The 20,235-nt window shown below is 74.4% G+C and carries 15 protein-coding genes; 8 read left to right on the top strand and 7 right to left on the bottom strand.

The window, feature by feature from the left end; all coding sequences use genetic code 11:
- Positions 1 to 178: 178 nt before the first annotated feature.
- The 3 genes from ACIRD3_RS24420 (at position 179) to acs (ending at position 6,240) form a co-directional block, all read left to right on the top strand.
- The gene (locus tag ACIRD3_RS24420; RefSeq protein ID WP_402220305.1) at positions 179 to 1,186 is read left to right on the top strand and encodes an ATP-binding protein; all 1,008 of its coding nucleotides are present in this window, start codon (positions 179 to 181) and stop codon (positions 1,184 to 1,186) included.
- Between the two features lie 473 nt (positions 1,187 to 1,659).
- Positions 1,660 to 4,035, top strand: coding sequence for a SulP family inorganic anion transporter (locus tag ACIRD3_RS24415; RefSeq protein ID WP_402220302.1), 2,376 nt, complete (start codon positions 1,660 to 1,662; stop codon positions 4,033 to 4,035).
- Positions 4,036 to 4,275: 240 nt separating this feature from the next.
- Positions 4,276 to 6,240 carry an acetate--CoA ligase gene (acs, locus tag ACIRD3_RS24410; RefSeq protein ID WP_402220300.1) on the top strand — a complete coding sequence of 655 codons (1,965 nt, stop codon included), beginning with the start codon at positions 4,276 to 4,278 and terminating at the stop codon, positions 6,238 to 6,240.
- A gap of 160 nt (positions 6,241 to 6,400) precedes the next feature.
- On the opposite strand, the gene ACIRD3_RS24405 is transcribed toward acs, so the two are convergent.
- Positions 6,401 to 7,699 (bottom strand): serine hydrolase domain-containing protein, encoded by a 1,299-nt coding sequence (locus ACIRD3_RS24405; RefSeq protein ID WP_402220297.1) that lies wholly within the window; start codon positions 7,697 to 7,699, stop codon positions 6,401 to 6,403.
- 349 nt (positions 7,700 to 8,048) lie between these two features.
- Here ACIRD3_RS24405 and nhaA point away from each other — a divergent pair, with 349 nt between their 5' ends.
- From nhaA to ACIRD3_RS24385, 4 genes are all read left to right on the top strand, one after another.
- Entirely contained in the window at positions 8,049 to 9,440 is a 1,392-nt protein-coding gene (nhaA, locus tag ACIRD3_RS24400; protein WP_402220294.1) for a Na+/H+ antiporter NhaA, read from the top strand.
- Between the two features lie 264 nt (positions 9,441 to 9,704).
- On the top strand, positions 9,705 to 10,181 hold the full coding sequence (locus tag ACIRD3_RS24395; RefSeq protein WP_402220291.1) for a phage holin family protein: 477 nt from the start codon (positions 9,705 to 9,707) through the stop codon (positions 10,179 to 10,181).
- Positions 10,182 to 10,317: 136 nt separating this feature from the next.
- On the top strand, positions 10,318 to 11,370 hold the full coding sequence (locus tag ACIRD3_RS24390; protein ID WP_402220289.1) for an alpha/beta fold hydrolase: 1,053 nt from the start codon (positions 10,318 to 10,320) through the stop codon (positions 11,368 to 11,370).
- 145 nt (positions 11,371 to 11,515) lie between these two features.
- Entirely contained in the window at positions 11,516 to 11,725 is a 210-nt protein-coding gene (locus ACIRD3_RS24385) for a hypothetical protein (protein WP_402220286.1), read from the top strand.
- Positions 11,726 to 11,788: 63 nt separating this feature from the next.
- Here ACIRD3_RS24385 and ACIRD3_RS24380 read toward each other — a convergent pair whose 3' ends face one another.
- The 4 genes from ACIRD3_RS24380 to nth form a co-directional block, all read right to left on the bottom strand.
- Positions 11,789 to 12,487 carry a metal-dependent hydrolase gene (locus ACIRD3_RS24380; protein WP_402220283.1) on the bottom strand — a complete coding sequence of 233 codons (699 nt, stop codon included), beginning with the start codon at positions 12,485 to 12,487 and terminating at the stop codon, positions 11,789 to 11,791.
- A gap of 195 nt (positions 12,488 to 12,682) precedes the next feature.
- Positions 12,683 to 13,867 carry a MarP family serine protease gene (locus tag ACIRD3_RS24375; RefSeq protein WP_402220280.1) on the bottom strand — a complete coding sequence of 395 codons (1,185 nt, stop codon included), beginning with the start codon at positions 13,865 to 13,867 and terminating at the stop codon, positions 12,683 to 12,685.
- A 46-nt stretch (positions 13,868 to 13,913) separates the two neighbouring features.
- Positions 13,914 to 14,648 (bottom strand): NUDIX hydrolase, encoded by a 735-nt coding sequence (locus ACIRD3_RS24370; RefSeq protein ID WP_402220278.1) that lies wholly within the window; start codon positions 14,646 to 14,648, stop codon positions 13,914 to 13,916.
- Positions 14,645 to 15,619: an endonuclease III gene (gene nth / locus ACIRD3_RS24365; protein ID WP_402220275.1), complete on the bottom strand. Its 975-nt coding sequence runs from the start codon at positions 15,617 to 15,619 to the stop codon at positions 14,645 to 14,647. The genes ACIRD3_RS24370 and nth overlap by 4 nt, the downstream gene beginning before the upstream one ends.
- A 132-nt stretch (positions 15,620 to 15,751) precedes the next feature.
- On the opposite strand from nth, the gene ACIRD3_RS24360 reads away from it, so the two are divergent.
- A complete protein-coding gene (locus ACIRD3_RS24360) occupies positions 15,752 to 16,375 on the top strand; it encodes a response regulator (protein WP_402220272.1) in 624 nt (207 codons plus the stop codon).
- A gap of 46 nt (positions 16,376 to 16,421) precedes the next feature.
- Here the strand turns inward: ACIRD3_RS24360 and ACIRD3_RS24355 are convergent, their stop codons facing one another.
- Together ACIRD3_RS24355 and ACIRD3_RS24350 are read right to left on the bottom strand one after the other, a co-directional pair.
- Positions 16,422 to 18,191, bottom strand: a complete 1,770-nt coding sequence (locus ACIRD3_RS24355; RefSeq protein WP_402220269.1) for an ATP-binding cassette domain-containing protein — start codon at positions 18,189 to 18,191, stop codon at positions 16,422 to 16,424.
- Complete coding sequence (locus ACIRD3_RS24350; protein WP_402220267.1) at positions 18,188 to 20,143, bottom strand: ABC transporter ATP-binding protein; 1,956 nt, start codon at positions 20,141 to 20,143, stop codon at positions 18,188 to 18,190. Before ACIRD3_RS24350 ends, ACIRD3_RS24355 begins: the two co-directional genes overlap by 4 nt.
- Between the last annotated feature and the right edge of the window lie 92 nt (positions 20,144 to 20,235).

Below are 20,235 nucleotides of genomic sequence, written 5' to 3'. Positions count from 1 at the left end.
CCCGCATCACCCGTTAGAGGCAATCCTCACTTCCCTCCCCCGGCGGGACCCAAACCCCGGCTAGCATGACCACTATCGGAGACGATAACTATTTCCAACTAGGGGCGCGGCCGTCGTGCGCCGCCCCCGGGCAGGCGGCCCCGGAGCGAGGGCCCTGAGCGAGAGCCGGAGTCCCCAGATGAAGATCGCCTTCGTCGGCAAGGGCGGCAGCGGGAAGACCACGCTGTCCGCACTGTTCATCCGCCACCTGGCCGCCGCGGGCCGACCGGTCATCGCCGTGGACGCCGACATCAACCAGCACCTGGGCCCGGCCCTGGGGCTGACGGACGCTCAGGCGGCGGAGCTGCCGTCGCTCGGGGCGCACCTGCCGGAGATCAAGGAGTACCTGCGCGGCGGCAACCCGCTGATCCGCTCGGCCGAGGAGATGATCAAGACCACGCCGCCCGGCCGCGGTTCGCGGCTGCTGCGGATCGTCGAGGAGAACCCGGTCTACGCCGCCTGCGCCCGGCCGATCGCACTGGACGAGGGCTCCGTCCGCCTGCTGGCGACCGGCGCCTTCACCGAGGAGGACCTCGGGGTGGCCTGCTACCACTCCAAGGTCGGCGCGGTGGAGCTGCTGCTCAACCACCTGGTGGACGGCCCCGACGAGTACCTGGTCACCGACATGACGGCGGGCTCGGACTCCTTCGCCTCCGGCCTGTTCACCCGCTTCGACCTGACCTTCCTGGTCGCCGAGCCCACCCGCAAGGGCGTCTCCGTCTACCGCCAGTACCGGGACTACGCCCGGGACTTCGGCGTCCAGCTGCGGGTGGTCGGCAACAAGGTGCAGGGCCCGGACGACCTGGCGTTCCTGCGCCGGGAGGTCGGGGACGACCTGCTCACCACCTTCGGACAGTCGGACTGGGTGCGCCGCCTGGAGCAGGGCGCCGAGCCGCCGCTGAAGGCGCTGGAGCCGGCCAACCGGGCCGTGCTGGAGCGGCTGCGGACGGAGGCCGGAGCGGCGTACGGGCGGCGCGACGCGCGCCGCTACAGCGAGCAGGCCGCGCTCTTCCACCGCCGCAACGCGGAGAGTTGGGGGAACGCCAAGGTCGGCGTCGACCTGGCGGCCCAGGTGGACGAGGGCTTCGTGCTGGGCGAGTTCGCGGACGGCGGCGAGCGGCCGGCCCCGGCGGGCGCCCGCGTCTGACGCCCGCGCCACCGCGCCCGAACGGGCCGCGGCCTCCCCGACCCCGGGGAGGCCGCGGCCCGTTCGTCGTATCCGCCCGTTCGTCGTGTCCGCCCGTTGGCCGCGCCCCGCGCGTTCGGACGCTCCGGCCCCGCCACCAGCAGAATCCCGCCGATTCGAACACCACCCATTGGGGTGAACCAGGGGGTTTTCCGCTTCCCTCCCGCGACGACGCTGTGCAAAGCTTTCATTACCCTCGGTTTACCGAGTCTTGATGGTCCGACCCGACGGTCCTCGGCGAGACGTCCCGCAGCTCGCCCGGTCCACCGGCGGGCCTGATGGTCAACGCCGGCCGGTGACACCCGCACTCCCCGCCGTGCCCACGCCATCCCGCCACACCGTCGCGACCCACGACAGCCGATCCGCCCGGAGCCCCACCCCGGACTCACCGCCGGACCTGACTGCGTTCGTTCCCCCGGACAGACGGGAAGACAATGACCCTCGACATCTCCAGTGCACCCATCGCCTCCGACACCACCGACCACGCACCACCGGGCCCCGACGCCCGGGTCCGCTGGGCGCAGGACCTCTCCGCCTCGCTGGTGGTCTTCCTGATCGCCGTGCCCTTCTCACTCGGCATCGCGCTGGCCACCGGCGCCCCGCTCACCGCGGGCCTGGCCGCCGCGGCCGTCGGCGGCATCGTGGTCGGGCTGTTCGGCGGCACCGCGCTCATGGTCAGCGGTCCCTCAGCAGCGCTGACCGTGATCACCGCCGGGCTGATCGCCCGGTACGGCTGGCAGGCCACCTGCGCCGTCACCCTCGCCGCCGGACTGCTCCAACTGCTGCTCGGCGTACGCCGGGTGGCCCGGACGGCGCTCGCCGTCTCGCCCGCGATCGTGCACGGCATGCTGGCCGGGGTCGGCCTCACCATCGCCATCGCCCAGCTGCACGTCGTGCTCGGCGGCTCACCGCAGAGCTCCGCGATCGCCAACCTCCTGGCCCTGCCAGGGCAGTTGGCAGGTCCGCACCCACCCGCGCTGCTGGTCGGCACGGTCACCGTGGCCGTCCTGCTCGGCTGGCCCCGTCTAGGCCGACTCCCGGGCCCCGCGGGCCGGTTGGGCGCCCGGCTGGCCAAGGTGCCGGGCCCGCTGGCGGCCGTCGCCCTGGCCACCGGGCTGGCGCTCGCCCTGGGCCTGCGGCTCGCGCACATCGAACTGCCCGCCTGGCAGCCGCACTCCTTCGTGCCCGCCCTGCCGCACGGTCCGGTCCTGGAACTGGTCGCCGCCGTCCTCACCGTCACCGCCGTCGCCAGCGTGGAGTCGCTGCTGTCCGCCGTCGCGATCGACCGGATGTCCCGCCGCACCGGGGACCTCGACCGGGAGCTGCGCGGCCAGGGCCTCGCCAACCTGGTGAGCGGCCTGATCGGCGGACTGCCGATCGCCGGCGGCGCGGTGCGCAGCACCGCCAACGTGCAGGCCGGCGCACGGACCAGGTGGGCCTCGGTGCTGCACGGCGTCTGGGTGCTGGCCGCCGCGCTGGCGCTGACCGGCGGGCTGCGCCGGATCCCGCTGGCCGCGCTCGCCGCGCTGGTGCTGGTGGTCGGGCTGCAGATGGTGAGCTTCGCGCACATCCGCAACGTGCACCGGCACCGGGAGTTCCCGGTCTACCTCACCACCGTGGTCGCCGTGGTGGCGGCCGGTGTGCTGTGGGGCGTCGCGATCGGGGCCGGCACCGCCGTCCTGCTCGCGCTCTACCGGCTGACCCGCGCCCACGTGGACGTGGAGACCGGGCCCGACGGCTCGGTCACCGTCCAGACGCACGGCCCGCTGACCTTCACCGCCGTCCCCCGGCTCAGCCGGGCGCTGGCCGGAGTCCCGGCCGGGGCCGAGGTCACCGTGGTCCACGACGGTTCCTTCCTCGACCACGCCGCCTACGAGACGCTGCACAGCTGGCGCACCGGGCACCAGGACGCGGGCGGCCGGGTCTCGATGGTGACGCGGCGCCAGGACGACGAGGTGCTCGATCCCGACGGCACCGTCCGCACGGGCAGTTCACCCGGACCGCACCGCTGCCGGGCCTGGACGCCCTGGGTCGGCCACCACTGCATCGAACAGCAGGAGGACCCGCACGGCCGGCTGCTGGACGGGGTCCAGATGTTCCAGCTGCACACCGCTCCGCTGATCAGGCCCGAACTCGCCCGGCTGGCCCGGGAGGGGCAGACCCCCTCGCAGCTCTTCCTGACCTGCGCGGACTCGCGGATGGTCACCAGCATGATCACCAACAGCGGCCCGGGCGACCTCTTCACCGTCCGCAACGTGGGCAACCTGGTGCCGGCCCCCTTCGAACCCGGCGCGGCCGACGACTCGGTGGCCGCCGCGGTGCAGTACGCGGTCGAGGTGCTGGAGGTGCGCTCGATCACGGTCTGCGGCCACTCCGGCTGCGGTGCGATGAAGGCCCTGCTGGACGGCGTGCACGAGCTCCCCGGTCCGCCCACCCCGCTGGCCCGCTGGCTGCGCAACGGCCGCGGCTCGCTGGACCGGCTCCGCCGGGTGCCCGCCGAGTTCACCAGCCGGCCGGTGGCGGATCCCGTGGAGCAGCTCTGCATCACCAACGTGGTCCAGCAGTTGGACCAGCTGATGGCGAATCCGGCGGTGGAGCGCCGGGTCGAGGAGGGCACCCTGCGGCTGGTCGGGATGTACTTCGACTTCGCGACCGCCCAGGCGTACGTCCTGGACCGCGCCGCCGGGACGTTCAGTCCGGTCGAGGCCCGGGCCGGGGGGCAGCACGACCGGACATCGGCCGAACGGGTGACAACGGACGGCCGGGTCACGGCCGGCGGCGGCGAGGAGGGCGCCCGACTGGCCGCCTGAGAGCCGGGTCCGTGTCCCCGCCGGGCGGGCCGGGGCACGGACCCACCAGCCCGTACGGTCTTCCGCTCCCGCGCGGCGGACCGTACGGGCAGTTGTCCGATCCTCGGCCAAAGGTCTACACCAATTACCGGGAGCCTCTTGTCAAGTGACCCGTTCGCCTGGTGAGCTGTGCGCTGGGACACACGGGACAATCCCCACGCACGGGATCGTCCCCGATCATGACTCGATGAGGAGTGCGTGTTGAGCAACGAGAGCCTGGCCAACCTGCTCAAGGAGGAGCGGCGCTTCGCCCCGCCGGCAGAGCTGGCCGCAGCCGCCAACGTCACGGCGGCCGCGTACGCGCAGGCCTCCGAGGACCGTCTGGGCTTCTGGGCCGAGCAGGCCCGCCGCCTGAGCTGGGCCGTCGAGCCCACCGAGACGCTCGACTGGTCCAACCCGCCCTTCGCCAAGTGGTTCGCCGACGGCAAGCTCAACGTGGCCTACAACTGCGTCGACCGCCACGTCGAGAACGGCCTGGGTGACCGCGTCGCCATCCACTTCGAGGGCGAGCCCGGCGACAGCCGCTCCCTGACCTACGCCCAGCTCAAGGACGAGGTCTCCCGCGCCGCCAACGCCCTGCTGGAACTCGGCATCCGCAAGGGCGACCGCGTCGCCGTCTACCTGCCGATGATCGCCGAGGCCGTCGTCGCGATGCTGGCCTGCGCCCGCATCGGCGCCACCCACTCCGTCGTCTTCGGCGGCTTCTCCGCCGACGCCGTCGCCTCCCGCATCCAGGACGCCCGGGCCAAGCTCGTCATCACCGCCGACGGCGGCTACCGCCGCGGCAAGCCCTCCGCCCTCAAGCCCGCCATCGACGAGGCCCTCACCAAGGCCGACGGCGTCGAGCACGTCCTGGTCATCCGCCGCACCGGCCAGGACATCCCCTGGACCGAGGGCCGCGACGTCTGGTGGCACGAGATCACCGACCGCCAGTCCGCGGAGCACACCCCCGAGGCGCACGACGCCGAACACCCGCTGTTCATCCTCTACACCTCCGGCACCACCGGGAAGCCCAAGGGCATCCTGCACACCTCCGGCGGCTACCTGACCCAGGCCGCCTACACCCACCACGCCGTCTTCGACCTCAAGCCGGAGACCGACGTGTACTGGTGCACCGCCGACATCGGCTGGGTCACCGGTCACTCGTACATCGTGTACGGGCCGCTGGCCAACGGTGCCACCCAGGTCATCTACGAGGGCACCCCCGACACCCCGCACCAGGGCCGGTTCTGGGAGATCGTCCAGAAGTACGGCGTGACCATCCTCTACACCGCGCCCACCGCGATCCGCACCTTCATGAAGTGGGGCGACGACATCCCCGCCAAGTTCGACCTGTCCAGCCTGCGGGTGCTGGGCAGCGTCGGGGAGCCGATCAACCCCGAGGCCTGGGTCTGGTACCGCGAGCACATCGGCGCCGGCAAGGCCCCGATCGTGGACACCTGGTGGCAGACCGAGACCGGCGCCATGATGATCAGCCCGCTGCCCGGCGTCACCGAGACCAAGCCCGGCTCCGCCCAGCGCGCCCTGCCCGGCATCGCCGCCACGGTCGTCGACGACAACGGCACCGAGGTCCCCGACGGCTCCGGCGGCTACCTCGTCCTCACCGAGCCCTGGCCCTCCATGCTCCGCACCATCTGGGGCGACGACCAGCGCTACATCGACACCTACTGGTCCCGCTTCGAGGGCCGCTACTTCGCCGGTGACGGCGCGAAGAAGGACGAGGACGGCGACATCTGGCTGCTCGGCCGGGTCGACGACGTCATGCTCGTCTCCGGCCACAACATCTCCACCACCGAGGTCGAGTCGGCCCTGGTCGGCCACCCCTCCGTGGCCGAGTCCGCCGTGGTCGGCGCCACCGACGCCACCACCGGCCAGGCCATCGTCGCCTTCGTCATCCTGCGCGGCGGCGCCACCGAGAGCCCGGAACTGGTCGAGGAACTGCGCGCCCACGTCGGCCGCACCCTGGGCCCGATCGCCAAGCCCAAGCAGATCAAGGTCGTCGGCGAGCTCCCCAAGACCCGCTCCGGCAAGATCATGCGCCGCCTGCTGCGCGACATCGCCGAGGGCCGCGAGGTCGGCGACACCACCACCCTCGCCGACAGCTCGGTGATGAGCCAGATCCAGGCCCAGCTGCCCCCGTCGGACAAGGCCGGCAGCAACGGCTGAACGGACTGAGGCAGCGGCTGTGCCCCGGGCGGTGGTCACCGTCCGGGGCACAGCCGTTCCGTCGGCACGGAGACGACGTCACGGAGACGTCGTCACGAGGGCGTCCACGGAGACGGCGACACCAGGGCGTCGCCGCACGGGCCGCGCGGCGGAAACGGCGTCACCCCGCCGTCGTGCCGGGCGCCGTGCGCTGCGCGACCAAGGCGCGCAGGGTCTCGTAGGAGCTCTGGACGAAGCCCCGACCGCGCAGCGACCGCGCTCCGGCCAACACCGCCAGACCCACCTGGGCCTGCGGGCTGAACCCGACGAAGGTGCGGCACCCCCGGGTCGCCCCGGTGTGGAACACGACCTCCTCGTCGCACCCGGGCTCGGGCCCGCCGCCGGGCTCGAACCCGGGCCGGCGGTCGGTCCCGGGGCCGCGCCTGCTCCCGGCCAGCAGACGCTGGTTCCAGCCCAGGCAGAGCCGGGTGCCGCTGCCCCGGCGCCGTCCGATCAGCGGGCGGCGGACGTCGCCGAGCGCCGTCCGCAGGGCCGCCGCGTCGGCACGCTCGGGGAGCGGGACGGCGTCCAGCGACAGGTGCGCCTGCAGGTAGCGGAGCATGTCGTCGGCGGTCGAGCGCAGGGCGGCGGCGCCCGGCAGGGCGGGCAGCCGGAAGGACGGCACCCGGCGGCCGCGCCGGTACCCGCCGGCGTCGTCCCAGCCGGGGCCGCAGGAGGTGTCCAGCAGGCCGAGCGGCCCGCAGACCCGGGCGGCCAGCAGGTCGTCGTAGCGCTGCCCGGCCGCGTTGGCCAGCAGCAGTCCGAGCAGTCCGCAGCCGAGGTCGGAGTAGCGCACCCGGGTGCCCGGGGTGCCCCGGACCGGGGTCCTCGGCAGTGCCCCCAGCAGGTGCGCCGGGCCGAAGGTGGCGTACGGGCGGGTGAACCACCGGGGGCCCGCCGCCGGAGGCAGTCCGACCGGCAGCCGGGGCAGGCCCGAGGTGTGGGTGGCCAGGTGGAGCAGGGTGATCGGCCGCTCGTGCGGGTAGCCGGGGAGGGCGTCCGCCGGGAGGTAGCGGTCGATCGGGTCGTCGTACCGGACCTCTCCGCGGGCGGCCATCTCGGCGAGCAGCAGTCCGGTGAAGGTCTTGGTGACGGAGCCGAGTTCGAAGCGGGTGTCGGCCCGGATCGGGAGCTCGGTGGAGCGGTCGGAGTGCCCCCGGCAGGCCACCGCACGCTCCTCGCCGCGGATCACCGCGACGGCGACGCCCCCGCCCTGACCGGCCGTGAGGAACAGCGGCCGGAGCAAGCGGTCGAGGTCCGGGGGGACCTCGACGGTGGCATAGGCGGGGTCGTCGGCGGAATCGGCGGCGGCGTCGGCAGCGGCGGCGACGGCGGCCCCGGCGGGGGCTGCGGGGGCCGCGGGGGCCGCGGGCACGGCGGATAACAGGGGCAGACCGGGCATGGTCGTGCCAGCGGGCATGGGAGTGCCTCCAGCGGGCGGATCGTGGGAAAGGGGGAACCACCGGGGTTCCGCGCCGGCCCGGACCGGGCGGCGCCTGCGAACGACGATAGGAACCCGTTCACCCACCTGCATGCGGCCCGGGCCATTCGGGTGCCGGAGGGCTCCTCCTCCAGGGTGCAGAACCGGTCCGCAGGGCTTAAGTCCTTTAACAGGACAATCCGAATGTCGCCCACCCTCCCGTTAGACTGTTAAGGACGCATCAAGATCCCCCGCCGGGGATCCGGGCGTCACAGGGCGCGCCGGGAAGTCTGGTCGGCAACTGCACCACCCGTGCATCCGTTGCCGCTCCCAGCCCAGGAGGTCCCCCGTGACCGACCAGCCGCCCGTCCACGAGCCGACGACCAGCCGCCGGCAGTTCCTCGGCCGGCTGTCACTGCCCGAGCGCACCTTCATCACCGACGCCCTGCGCACCGAGACGGTCGGCGGCGTGCTGCTGCTGGGTGCCGCCGTCATCGCCCTGATCTGGGCCAACGTCTGGCCGGACGCGTACACGAGCGTGCTCGACCACACCGTCGGCCCCTCCGCCCCGCTGCACCTGGACCTCTCGCTGGCCACCTGGGCCAAGGACGGGCTGCTGACGATCTTCTTCTTCGTCGCCGGGATCGAACTCAAGCGCGAGTTCGTGGCCGGCGAGCTGCGCACCCCGAGCGCGGCGGTGCTGCCCGTCATCGCCGCCGTCTGCGGCGTCGCGCTGCCCGCCGTGCTGTACGCCGTGGTGAACTCCGGCAGCGGCGGGCACCCCGGCGGCTGGGCGATCCCGACCGCCACCGACATCGCCTTCGCCCTCGGCGTGCTGGCCGTGGTCGGCTCCCACCTGCCCTCGGCGCTGCGCGCCTTCCTGCTCACCCTGGCCGTCGTCGACGACCTGATCGCGATCCTGATCATCGCGGTCTTCTACAGCTCCGGCATCAAGTTCTGGGCGCTCGGACTGGCCCTCGCCGGGCTGGTGCTGTTCTGGTTCCTGCACCGGCGCGGGGTGCACGGCTGGTACCTGTTCGTCCCGCTGGCCGTGGTGACCTGGGCACTGATGCACGAGAGCGGTGTCCACGCCACGGTGGCCGGCGTCGCGATGGGTCTGATGCTGCGCTGCCACCGGGAGGGCGACGAGCGGCAGTCCCCCGGCGAGCACATCGAGCACCTGGTCCGCCCGCTCTCGGCCGGGCTGGCCGTCCCGGTGTTCGCGCTGTTCTCCGCCGGGGTGACGATCTCCGGCCCGGCACTGCGCGAGGTGTTCACCCAGGCTGCCCCGATCGGCATCGTGGTCGGCCTGCTGGTCGGCAAGTCGGTGGGCATATTCGGCGGTACCTGGCTGGCCGCCAGGTTCACCCGGGCCGAGCTCAACCCGCAGCTCAGGTGGGCCGACATGGTCGCCGTCTCGGTGCTCGCGGGCATCGGCTTCACCGTCTCGCTGCTCATCAGCGAGCTGGCCTTCCCGGACGACCCGGCGCTCGCCGCCCGGGCCAAGACGGCCGTGCTGCTCGGCTCGCTGCTCTGCGCGGTGGTCGCCACCGTGCTGCTGAAGCTGCGCAACCGGCACTACCGCGCGCTGTGCGAGGAGGAGGACCGGGACGTGGACGGGGACGGCGTCCCGGACGTCTACCAGCAGGACGACCCGGCCTGGCGGGCGCGGGTCTCGGAGCGGGCCCGGGACGCCGGGGCCGACGGGTCCGGAACGGGCGGGGCGGCGACGGGCCGCTGACGGCCCTTCCGGAGGCCGTCAGGGAAGTCCGTCAGGAAGGCCCCGTCCGGGAGGTCCCGTCGGGAGACCCCTCGGGCAGGCCCGGAGGCCGTCCGCGGGCGGGACACGTCCCTCCCGTGGGGCCCCGGAGTGGTGTGCGACTGACCGGTAGGGGCATGATTCTGAGCTGTCGACAATCCACTGACGCCTCCGGACCCCCGCCGGCCCCCGGAACCGCAGATCCGCGGTGGCGTCACGCCGCACAGCCGCAGAGGAGAACCGCTGATGCCCGCAGGAGCCGCAGACCCGTCCAGCAACGGCCGGGCGCCCTACGAGGGCGAGCGTTCGGTGGGGCAGCTGTTCGCGGCGGCCACCGCCGACCTGTCCGCGCTCGTCCACGACGAGATCGCGCTCGCCAAGGCCGAGATCCGGGCGGACGTCAAGCGCGGCGTGTCCGGCGGCGTCTCGCTGACGGTCGCCGGCGTGGTGGCGCTGTTCTCCATCCCGATGCTGAGCGCCGCCGCCGCCTTCGGCATCCACGCGCTGGGTCTGTCCCTGGGCTGGTCCTTCCTCATCGTGGCCGGCGCCTACCTGGTGCTCGCGGCGCTGCTCGGGATGCTGGCGTACCGCTCGTTCAAGAAGATCGAGCCGCCGCACCGCACCATCGAGGGCGCCCAGAAGACCGCCGACGTCCTGAAGAACGCCCGGCCGCGCCCGGCCACCAAGGAGGAGATCGACCGGGCCCTGGGCCGCATCCCGTAACCGGACCCGGTCGACGGACCGCCCTGCGGACGCCCCGGAGGGCGGGTCGGCGGAGGCGTCAACGGACCCGTGGGCGAACCCACCGACAGTGAGTGCCGGGCACGTGTCCGGCGCGCGGATGTGACACGCTCTCGGTATGCCGCTTGACCAGAAGCCCGTGCCCGCGCAGCCGTCCGCCGCATCCGGACCCGACTCCGCCCCCGGCCCCGCCCCCGAGGGCGGCGGCCCGGCCGCCGCCCGGGAGACCGCCGAGGCGGTCCCCGGTGCCGCTCCGGCGGCGGAGGCCGAGGCGTGGAGCATCCGGCAGGCCGGTCCGTGGACGCACCGGGACCTCGCGGCCAACGGTGCCCGCTTCCACATCGCCGAGCTGGGCTCGGGCCCGCTGGTGCTGCTGGTGCACGGCTGGCCCGAGTACTGGTGGGCCTGGCGCCACCAGCTGACCGCGCTCGCCGAGGCCGGCTACCGGGCCGTGGCGCTCGACCTGCGGGGCATCGGCGGCAGCGACCGCACCCCGCGCGGGTACGACCCGGGCAACCTCGCCCTGGACATCACCGGGGTGATCCGCTCGCTCGGCGAGCGCCGGGCGCACCTGGTCGGGCACGCCTCCGGCGGCACCCTGGCCTGGGTGGCGGCGGTGATGCGGCCGTCCGTCATCCAGAGCCTGACCGTGGTCTCCGCCGCGCACCCGAGGGACCTGCGCCGGGCGCTGCTGACCGACCGCAAGCAGTTCGCCGCCTTCGAGCACGTGCTGGGGTTCCAGCGGCCGTGGATACCGGAACGCCGTCTGGTGGCCGACGACGCCGAGCTGGTCGGCCGCTACCTGACCTCCTGGACCGGACCGAACGGCCTGGACGAGGCCGCGGTGCACGCGTACCGGCAGGCGATCCAGATCCCCAGCACCGCGCACTGCTCGATCGAGCCGTACCGCTGGCTGATGCGGTCGATGGCCCGGCCGGACGGCATCCAGTTCGCCCGGCGGATGAAGAAGCCGATCACCGCACCGACCCTGCACGTCCAGGGGGCGGCGGACCCGGTGCTGCTGTCGCACACCGCACTCGGCGGCGGCGAGTACGTGGCGGCGCCGTACCGCTGGCGGCTGCTGCCGGGGGTGGGGCACTTCCCGCACGAGGAGGCGCCGGAGGAGTTCACCGCCGAGCTGCTGGACTGGATCGGGCGGCACAAGGACTGACTCGGGGAGGTCCGGGCGGGCGGTGTCACCGAAGGGCCTTCGATCCCAATTTCCCTGACGTTGCGCTCATATGACAAACGCATAGGACAAGATCGACACACCCCAGGGCGGTTACCTCCACCGGCCCAGGGGCATCCATACCGGTATGAGTTGGATGCCCGATCGCGGCGCCGCCCCGCGCGGCCGACGCCAGAACAGCCCGCAACGTTCCGCCCACCGCCCCGACCGGGCGGACGACCTCGGCTTCGACGGCCTCGACGGCCGTCAGCGCGCGGAGCGGCGACAGCTCGGCATCCCCCGCATCCTCGGCCGGCGCGCCCGCTGGGTGGGCGCACGCCTGCGGCGCGAGACCTGAGGCCTCGCGCCGCGGGGGCCCGGTGGTGCCGGGCGGCCGGTCGGTGGCTGCCCGGCGCACCGCTCAATTGGTGATCGGCGACAGCGCGGTGAACCAGAGCAGGACGAAGGTCGCCACCGACATGATCGGCACCAGCACCTTGGTCTCGACGCTGTTCCCGCTGCGCTTGATCAGCACGACCTCGTAGCGCTCCTTGTGCGGCCAGAGCAGCGGCGCGCCCTTCTTGGTCAGGCAGTCGCCCAGCAGGTGCGCCAGCGTACCCAGCGCCACCGCGTACGGCAGCCAGCCGGGCGAGTTGGGCATCCAGGTGTTCATCCCGAAGGTGCCCAGCGCGGACAGCCCGACGATGGTGATCCAGGTCTGCGGACCGTCTCCGGGCGGGCACAGCCGCAGCGCCCGGATCGCCAGCGCCAGCAGGAAGAAGGTCAGCGCGAGCGTGAAGCCGCGGCCCAGGAAGGTGACGCCGGCCCAGGTGCCGGCGCCCATCAGCGCGACGAACAGCAGCGAGTGGGTCGCGTGCCGGTGACCGCCGGAGGCCCAGGCCACGACACGGCAGAGCGCCTTGGAGAGCGGGCCGAGGAAGTTGGCGATCGAGCCGTCGTGGTGGTCGAGGTCCGGCAGCAGGGCCGCGCCCGCGCACAGCACCGTGCCCATCAGTATGTCCGCCGGCTGCAGCGTGGTGTGCAGCAGCAGCGGGGGCAGGAAGGGGGCCGACGCCGCGTACAGCATCGCCCCGCTCACCGCGTGCGAATGACCCATCATCGGACTGCCACGACCTCCCGTCGGGCCCACTCCGGGACGGCGCCCGGTTGAGCCGAACGGGTGAGCGCGGCCGAGGCTACCAGGGCGGACTGACGGTACGACGGATCTCGCACGGAGCGTCTCCGGCGCAGCGCGCCGGGGTGCCCCCGGGGCGCGCCGGAGTGCCCGCGGCGGAGCGCGCCGGGGTGCCCCCGATCAGAGCGCGCAGCCCTGGGTGTCCACCCGGGCGGTCGCGGCGCCGCCCTGCTGCACGTCCTCGCGCACCTCGGCCGCGGTCAGCACGTAGCCGGTGTCGGCGCTGTCCAGCGACTTGGCGAAGACCACGCCGTACACCTGGCCGTCCGGGGTGAGCAGCGGGCCGCCGCTGTTGCCCTGGCGGACCATCGAGCGCACCGAGTAGACGTCGCGCACCACCTGGCCGCGGTGGTAGATGTCCGGGCCGTTGGCCTGGATCCGGCCGCGGATGCGGGCCGGCTGGACGTTGAAGGCGCCGTTCTCCGGGAAGCCGGCCACGATCGCGCTGTCGTTGGTCTTCGCCTCGCCCGCGAAGGTCAGCGCGGGCGCGTTCAGCTTGGGCACGTCCAGGACCGCGATGTCGCGCTGCCAGTCGTAGCGGACCACCGTCGCGTCGTACAGCTGGCCGACGCCGCCGATCTGCACGGTCGGCTCGCTCACCCCGCCGACCACGTGGGCGTTGGTCATCACCCGGTGCGGGGCGAAGACGAAGCCGCTGCCCTCCAGGGTCTTGCCGCAGGAGGTCGCGGTGCCGACCACCTTGACCAGGCTCTGCTTGGCCCGCGCCACCGCCGGGCTGGCGGCCAGCGCCGGGTCCGGGGTGTCGACCTGGGTGATCGGCTCGTGTTCGAAGGGGTTGAAGACCTGCGGGAAGCCGTTGCGGGCGAGCACCTTGGAGAAGTCCGAGAACCAGTTCGGCGCGTCCGAGGGCAGCGCGTCCTGCACCCCGCCGAGGATCGCCGAGGAGCGGACCTGCTTGGAGACCGTCGGCAGCGAGGCTCCGGCCAGCGCCGAGCCGATCAGCCAGGCCACCAGCAGCATCGAGACCACGTTCACCACCGCGCCGCCTGCCGCGTCCAGCACCCGGGCCGGGCGGCGGTCGATGTGGCCGCGAAGCTTCCAGCCGAAGTGCGCGGTGACCGCCTGGCCGATCGCCGCGAAGACGATCACCACCACGACGGCCACCACCGAGGCCGTGGTGCCGGGGCTCAGGTGGTCGAGCAGCAGCGGCAGCAGTTCGACGGCCACCAGACCGCCGCCGAGGAAGCCGACCAGCGACAGGACACCGACCACGAAGCCCTGCCGGTAGCCCGACACGGCGAATCCCACGGCAGCGGCGATCAGCAGGACATCCAGGACGTTCACTCCGACACCCTCCCACGCTCCGGCGACCGGACCGGCGGTCGGCCGGTCACGAGGCGCCGGCGTCGCCGCCCGGCAGCGCGCGGGAGTGTTCGAGGTCGCCCTGGACCAGCGCCAGCGCGTCGTCCGAGAGGTCGACGATCCGGGACGGGTCCCAGGGCAGCTCCAGGCCGCTGTGGTGCAGTACCCGGTCGATCACCCCGGCGGTGAAGCCCCAGACCAGCCGGCCGGCGACCGCGAAGGCCGGACCGACGTGCCCGGACGGGTGGCGCAGCCGCACCCGGTTCGCCGGGTCCGCCAGGTCGGCGATCGGCACCCGGAACACCGCGCCGGTCTCGCCCCGGTCCACCGGGCGCACCGGCGACTCCTCGCGCCACCAGCCGAGCACCGGGGTCACCACGAAGCGGCTCACCGGGATGTACAGCCGCGGCAGCTCCGCGAACACCTGCACCCCCGCCGGGTCCAGGCCGGTCTCCTCCCAGGCCTCGCGCAGCGCCGCCGCGATCGGGCCCGGGCCGTCCGGATCGCCGTCCTCAGGGTCCAGCGCGCCGCCCGGGAAGGACGGCTGGCCGGCGTGCGAGCGCAGCGAGCGGGCCCGCTCGATCAGCAGCAGGTCCGGCCCCTCCGGGCCCTCGCCGAACAGCATCAGCACGGCCGCCGCACGGCCGCCGTCGGGGGGCGGCAGGAAGCGGCTCAGCTGCTCCGGCAGCACCCTCTCGGCCGCCTCCCGCACCGGCTCCAGCCAGGCCGGCAGGGACTCGCGCTCGATCCCCCGGGCGATCACTCCGCCACCGCCAGGTCCGCGACCCGCCCGTGGTGGGCGTCGGCGTCCGCGCGGGCGGCCGCCTCGCCGGGGAAGTCCGCCGGGGGCTTCAGCCGCTGCCCGGGCTGCCCGCCCATCTCGTACTTGAGCAGCTTGCGCGCCTTCTCCGGATCGGTCACGCCCTCGCCGTACGCCGGGCAGAGCGGCGCGATCGGGCAGGCGCCGCAGGCGGGCTTCTGGGAGTGGCAGATCCGGCGGCCGTGGAAGACCACCCGGTGCGACAGCATCGTCCACTCCGACTTCGGGAAGATCTCGGCGACCACCGCCTCGACCTTCACCGGGTCCTCCTCGGTGGTCCAGCCGAACCGGCGGGCCAGCCGGCCGAAGTGGGTGTCGACGGTGATCCCCGGCACCCCGAAGGCGTTGCCCAGGACGACGTTGGCGGTCTTGCGGCCGACGCCCGGCAGGGTCACCAGATCGGCCAGGCGGCCCGGGACCTCGCCGTCGAACTCGTCGCGCAGCGCGATCGAGAGGCCGATCAGCGCCTTCGCCTTGTTCCGGAAGAAGCCGGTCGGGCGGATGATCTCCTCCAGCTCCTCCGGGTTCGCCGCCGCCATGTCCTCCGGCGTCGGGTACTTGGCGAACAGCGCGGGGGTCGTCTGGTTCACCCGCAGGTCAGTGGTCTGCGCCGACAGCACGGTGGCCACCAGCAGCTGGAAGGGGTTCTCGAAGTCCAACTCCGGATGCGCGTACGGGTACAGCTCCGCCAGCTCGCGGTTGATCCGCCGGGCCCGCCGCACCATCGCCAGGTGCGACTCGGGCTTCCTCGGCTTCACCGCGGGCTTCGCGGCGGGCTTCTCCGCCGGCTTCTCCACCGCGGGCTTCGCGGCGGACCTCACCGCGGGCTTCACCGCCGGCTTGCTCACCGCCGCCTGCTTCGCCGCCGGTTCGGCCTTCGGCGCCGCCGCTTTCCGGACCTTGCTCTCTGCCATGCACGAAGGCTACGCCGACCGGACCACCGGTTGGGGGCGATCAAGCGCGGAAGCGGGCCCGGCCAGGGGGTGTTGTCTAATGAAGCCTGGGCGTGGCCTGGGTGTGGCGGTTACCTGACAGGGGGAGTGCCGGTGATCAGGGTCCTGTTGGCCGAGGACATGAGCATGGTGCGCAGTGCGTTGATGGCGCTCCTCGCCTACGAGGACGACCTGGAGGTCGTCGCCGACGTGGACCGCGGGGACCTGGTGGTGCCCACCGCGCTGGAGGTGCGGCCGGACGTCGCGGTGCTCGACATCGACATGCCCGGGCTGGACGGCCTGCGGGCGGCGGCCGAACTGCACGAGAAGCTCCCCGAGTGCGGCACGCTGGTGCTCACCGGGTTGGCACGGCCCGCGCACCTGCGCAGCGCGCTCTCCGCCCAGGTGCTCGGCTTCCTCGGGAAGGACGCCCCGGCGGAGGAACTGGCCGCCGCGATCCGGAAGGTGGCCGCCGGCGAGCGCGCCATCGACCCGGAGCTGGCCGTGGCCGCGCTGGGGGCCCGCGAGAACCCGCTCACGCCCAGGGAACTGGACACCCTGCGGCTCGCGGCGGAGGGCGCCTCCGTCACCGAGATCGCCGCCCGGCTGTTCATCTCCTCGGGCACCGCCCGCAACCACCTGGCCGCCGCGGTGTCCAAGACCGGCGGACGCAGCCGGGTGGACGCGATCCGGATCGCCGAGGAGATGGGCTGGCTGTCGGTCGGGCCCCGGCCCTGACGACCCGCGGGCGGCCCGGGCTACGCCCCGCGTACGCCCCACCGCCTCAGCGGGTCCCGGCGGGGCGCCGCCAGTGGCCGGTGAGGTCGCGGTAGAGGCCGGAGCGCGTCAACAACTCCTCGTGGCTGCCCGCGACGGCGTCCGTCCCGTCCATCACCAGGACCCGGTCGGCCCGCAGCGCCGAGCTCATCCGGTGGGCGATCACCAGCAGGGATCCCGGGCGGCGGACGAACGCCTCCTCGGCCCGGGCCTCGGCGGCCGGGTCCAGGTGGCAGGTCGCCTCGTCCAGGACGACCAGCGCGGCCGGGGACAGGTAAGCGCGGGCCAGCGCGATCTGCTGGCGCTCGCCCGCCGAGAGCTCCGCCGGGACGACCTGCGCCCGGTAGCCGCCGAGCCGCTCGACCAGCCCCTCCAGGCCGATGGCGACCACCGCCCGGTCCACCTGCTCGGGGGCGGCCCCGGGGTTGAGGTAGCGCAGGTTCTCGTCCAGGGTGCCGGTGAGGACGTAGGCCTCCTGCGGGATCAGGACGCGGTGCCGGGCGAGTTCGACGGGGTCCTCGGGCAGCGGGCGCCCGCCCAGGCGCACCTGCCCGGCGGTCGGCCGGAGCACTCCGGTGACCAGGCCGGCCAGGGTCGACTTGCCGATCCCGCTGGGCCCGACCACCACCAGGTGCTCCCCGGGAGCGATCGTCAGGTCGAGGTCGCGGACCACCGGCTCGGAGCCGGGGCCGTAGGCGAAACCGACTCCGCTGAGCTCGACGCCGTACGGGCCGGGCGGGCGCGGCCCGTACGGGGTGGCGGGCGTCGGGGCGGCGGGGGTGGGCAGCGCGGCGGGCGTCGGGGCGGCGGGTCGAGGGGGCGCCGACTCCAGGATGCGCCGCAGGGTGACCGCCAGCCGTACACCGCTGCCGCCGAGGCCCTGGACCAGGGTCTGCAGGGCGGGTTGGAGCCCCTGCACGATGTAGGTGACGGAGCCGAGCAGCGCGCCGGCCGTCACACCCCGGCCGGTCAGCCAGGAGGCCGTGGACAGCAGCAGGACCAGCGGGAGCCAGCCGCCGACGGCCAGCACGAAGGTCCGGCCGGCGGTCAGCCGGGCGACCCGCTCGGCCGCGCGGACCTGCCGCTCGACCGCCGCCGACAGCCGGTCGCCGGTCCAGCGCTCGGCGCCGGCCGCGGTCACGTCGCGCAGACCGCCGATGACGGCGCCCGCCTCGGCGGCGAGCCGCTCGTCCGCGAGCAGCAGCTCGCGCTGGCCGTCGGTGGCGCGGCGGAGCATCAGCGCCAGCAGGCCCGCCGCGGCGAGCAGCGGCGGCAGGACCACGGCCAGCACCAGCGGCTCCAGGAAGCACATGCCCAGCAGGGCGCCGCCGACGCTGAAGACGAACCGGCGGACGACCATGGTGATCCCGGCGTAGGCCTCGCGGACCATCTCCACCTGCTGGGTCAGCCGGGCGACGCCCGAGGTGTCGGGCCGGCCGGGGGCCGTCCGCGCCGCGTGCAGCCCGCCGGTGACCACCCGGCGGACCAGGTCGTCCCGCAGCGGCTCCACCAGGACCGCCAGCCGCGGGTAGACCTGGCGGGTCGCCCACGCGCCGACGAAGACGGCCGCGCCGAGCAGGGCCAGGTAGGCCATGCCGACCGCCGGGCGCCCGGCGCCGAAGCCGGAGTCGACCGAGCCGGCCACCAGACGGCCGGCCGCGAAGCCGGGCAGCGCCTCGACCGCCGACCACAGCGCCAACTGGGCGACCACGCGCGGGCGTCGGCGGAGCGGGGCGAGGAGTTCGGTGCGCAGGGAGACCTCGGGGGTGGCGGTCATCTGCCCACCTCGGCAGGGCTGGTGCGGGCGGCGGCAGGGTGGGCCCCGGCGGTGGGCGGGTCGTGGTCGGCGGACGGGTCGTCGGTGGCCGGCGGGTCGTCGGTGGCCGGCGGGTCGTCGGCGGGCGGCGGGTCGTCGGCGGGCGGCGGGTCGTCGGCGGGCGGCGCCTCGGGGCGGAAGACGGCGCGGTACTCGGGCAGGGCCCAGAGTTCGCCGTGCGGGCCGATCCGCCGGATGCCGCCGCCGTCCAACCAGGCCACCAGGTCGCACCGGGCGGCGGTGGAGGCCCGGTGGGCGACGATCAGGCGGGTGCGGCCGGCCAGGTCGGTGGTGAGCGCGGTGCTGACCTCGAACTCCGTCACGGTGTCCAGGCTGGAGGTCGCGTCGTCGAGCACCAGGACCCGGCCCCGGTGCGCGAACGCCCTTGCCAACCCGAGGCGTTGGGCCTCGCCTCCGGACATCGGCACGCTCCGCGGGTCGGTCCGGTAGCCCTCCGGGAGGCGCTCGACGAAGATGTCGATGCAGGCGGCCGCGGCGGCCCGGGTGAGCCTCGGCCGGTCCTCCGCCGTCACCTCGCCGAGGAGGACCGCCTCCCCGAGGGTGGCGCCCAGCAGGGCGGGGCGTTCGAAGGCGTACCCGATCGCGCCGCGCAGCGCCTCGTGCGACAGCTCGGGCAGCGGGACGCCGTCGAGCAGGACGGTCCCGCCGTGCGGGTCCGCCAACCGGCCCGCCACCGAGGCCAGCAGGGACTTGCCGGTGCCGGAGCGGCCCACGATCGCGAGCGAACTCCCGCCCGGCACCGTCAGGTCGAGGTCGTCGAGCAGCGTCCGCCCGTCCACCCGTACGGTGACCCCGCGGAGCTCCAGGCGCCCGGGGCCGGCCGGTAGCGTCCCGGTGCCGTACGCCATCGCGGGCTCCGCGAGCACCTCCCGGACGCGTCCGGCGCCGGCCCGGGCCCGGGCGAGCCGGCCGAGGAGCATCGCGGTCATGCCGAGCCCGGCGCCCAGGGCGGCGTACCGGGAGGCGGCCAGCATCTCGCCCGGGGTGACCCGGCCGGCGGCCAGCCCGAAGCCGGCCACCGAGAGCACGGCGACGTCCAACAGCGGCGCCAGCAGGGCGCTCTGGGACGCGACCTTGGTCTGCGCCCGCCAGAAGCCGTGGCCGAGGCCGCTCAGCTCCGGCAGCGGGCGCAGCACCCGCTCGGCCTCCCGGTCGGTGGTGCCCGCCGCCGCGATGGTGCGCATGCCGCCCAGGGCCTCGACGAAGCCGGCGGCGATGGCGCCCTGGACCTTCTGGTACCGGGCGATCAGGACCGACATGTCCTGGGCGTACGAGCGCAGGAACAGGATCAGCGCGGGCATGCCGATCAGGAAGGTCAGGGCCAGCCAGGGGTCGATCAGCCAGAGCGCGACCACGCTGGTGAGGGTCGGCAGCACGGAGAGCGCCGCCCAGACGGCGGCCTCCGCGGCGGCGCCCGCGTCGGCGGCGCCGCCGATCAGCCGGGCGGTGAGGTCGCCGGGGTCGAAGCGGGCCGCGGCCCGGCCTCCGAGGGTGAGCAGGTGGGCGAGTTGGGCCCGGCGCAGCCAGGCCGTGCCGGCGGCGGAGCCGCGGCCGGCGGCGAGGTCGGACAGCACCTCGCAGACGACGAAGGCGGCGATCACCGCCGCGCAGGTGGTGATCCGGCCGTCGTCCGCCCGGCCGGCCATCGCACTGTCCACGGCGGAGCCGACCACCGCGGGCAGCAGCACCTGGGTCAGCACGCTGCCGAGGGCGGCGAGCACCAGCAGGACGGCCCAGCCGCGGGCGTGGAGGACCGCGCGCAGCAGCAGGCGGTCGGCGGACCGGCCGGGGGCCGACGGGGAGCCGGGGGCCGCTGCGGCGCGGCCGGGCGGCGACTCGGTGGGGCCGGTCGGTGCCGGGGAGCCGGTGGTCGCCGGGGAGTCGGTCGTCACTCTGCCCCCTCCGGGTCGTCGCGGGTTGAACTGTGGGTGCCGCGCGGGTGCCGGGCCGCCGGGCGGGCTCCGCGGTCGGGCGGTCGTACGGG

It is taken from the genome of Kitasatospora sp. NPDC093550 (genome assembly GCF_044764985.1).
Classification (GTDB): Bacteria; Actinomycetota; Actinomycetes; order Streptomycetales; family Streptomycetaceae; genus Kitasatospora.
This window is presented reverse-complemented; position numbering and strand designations above follow the sequence as displayed.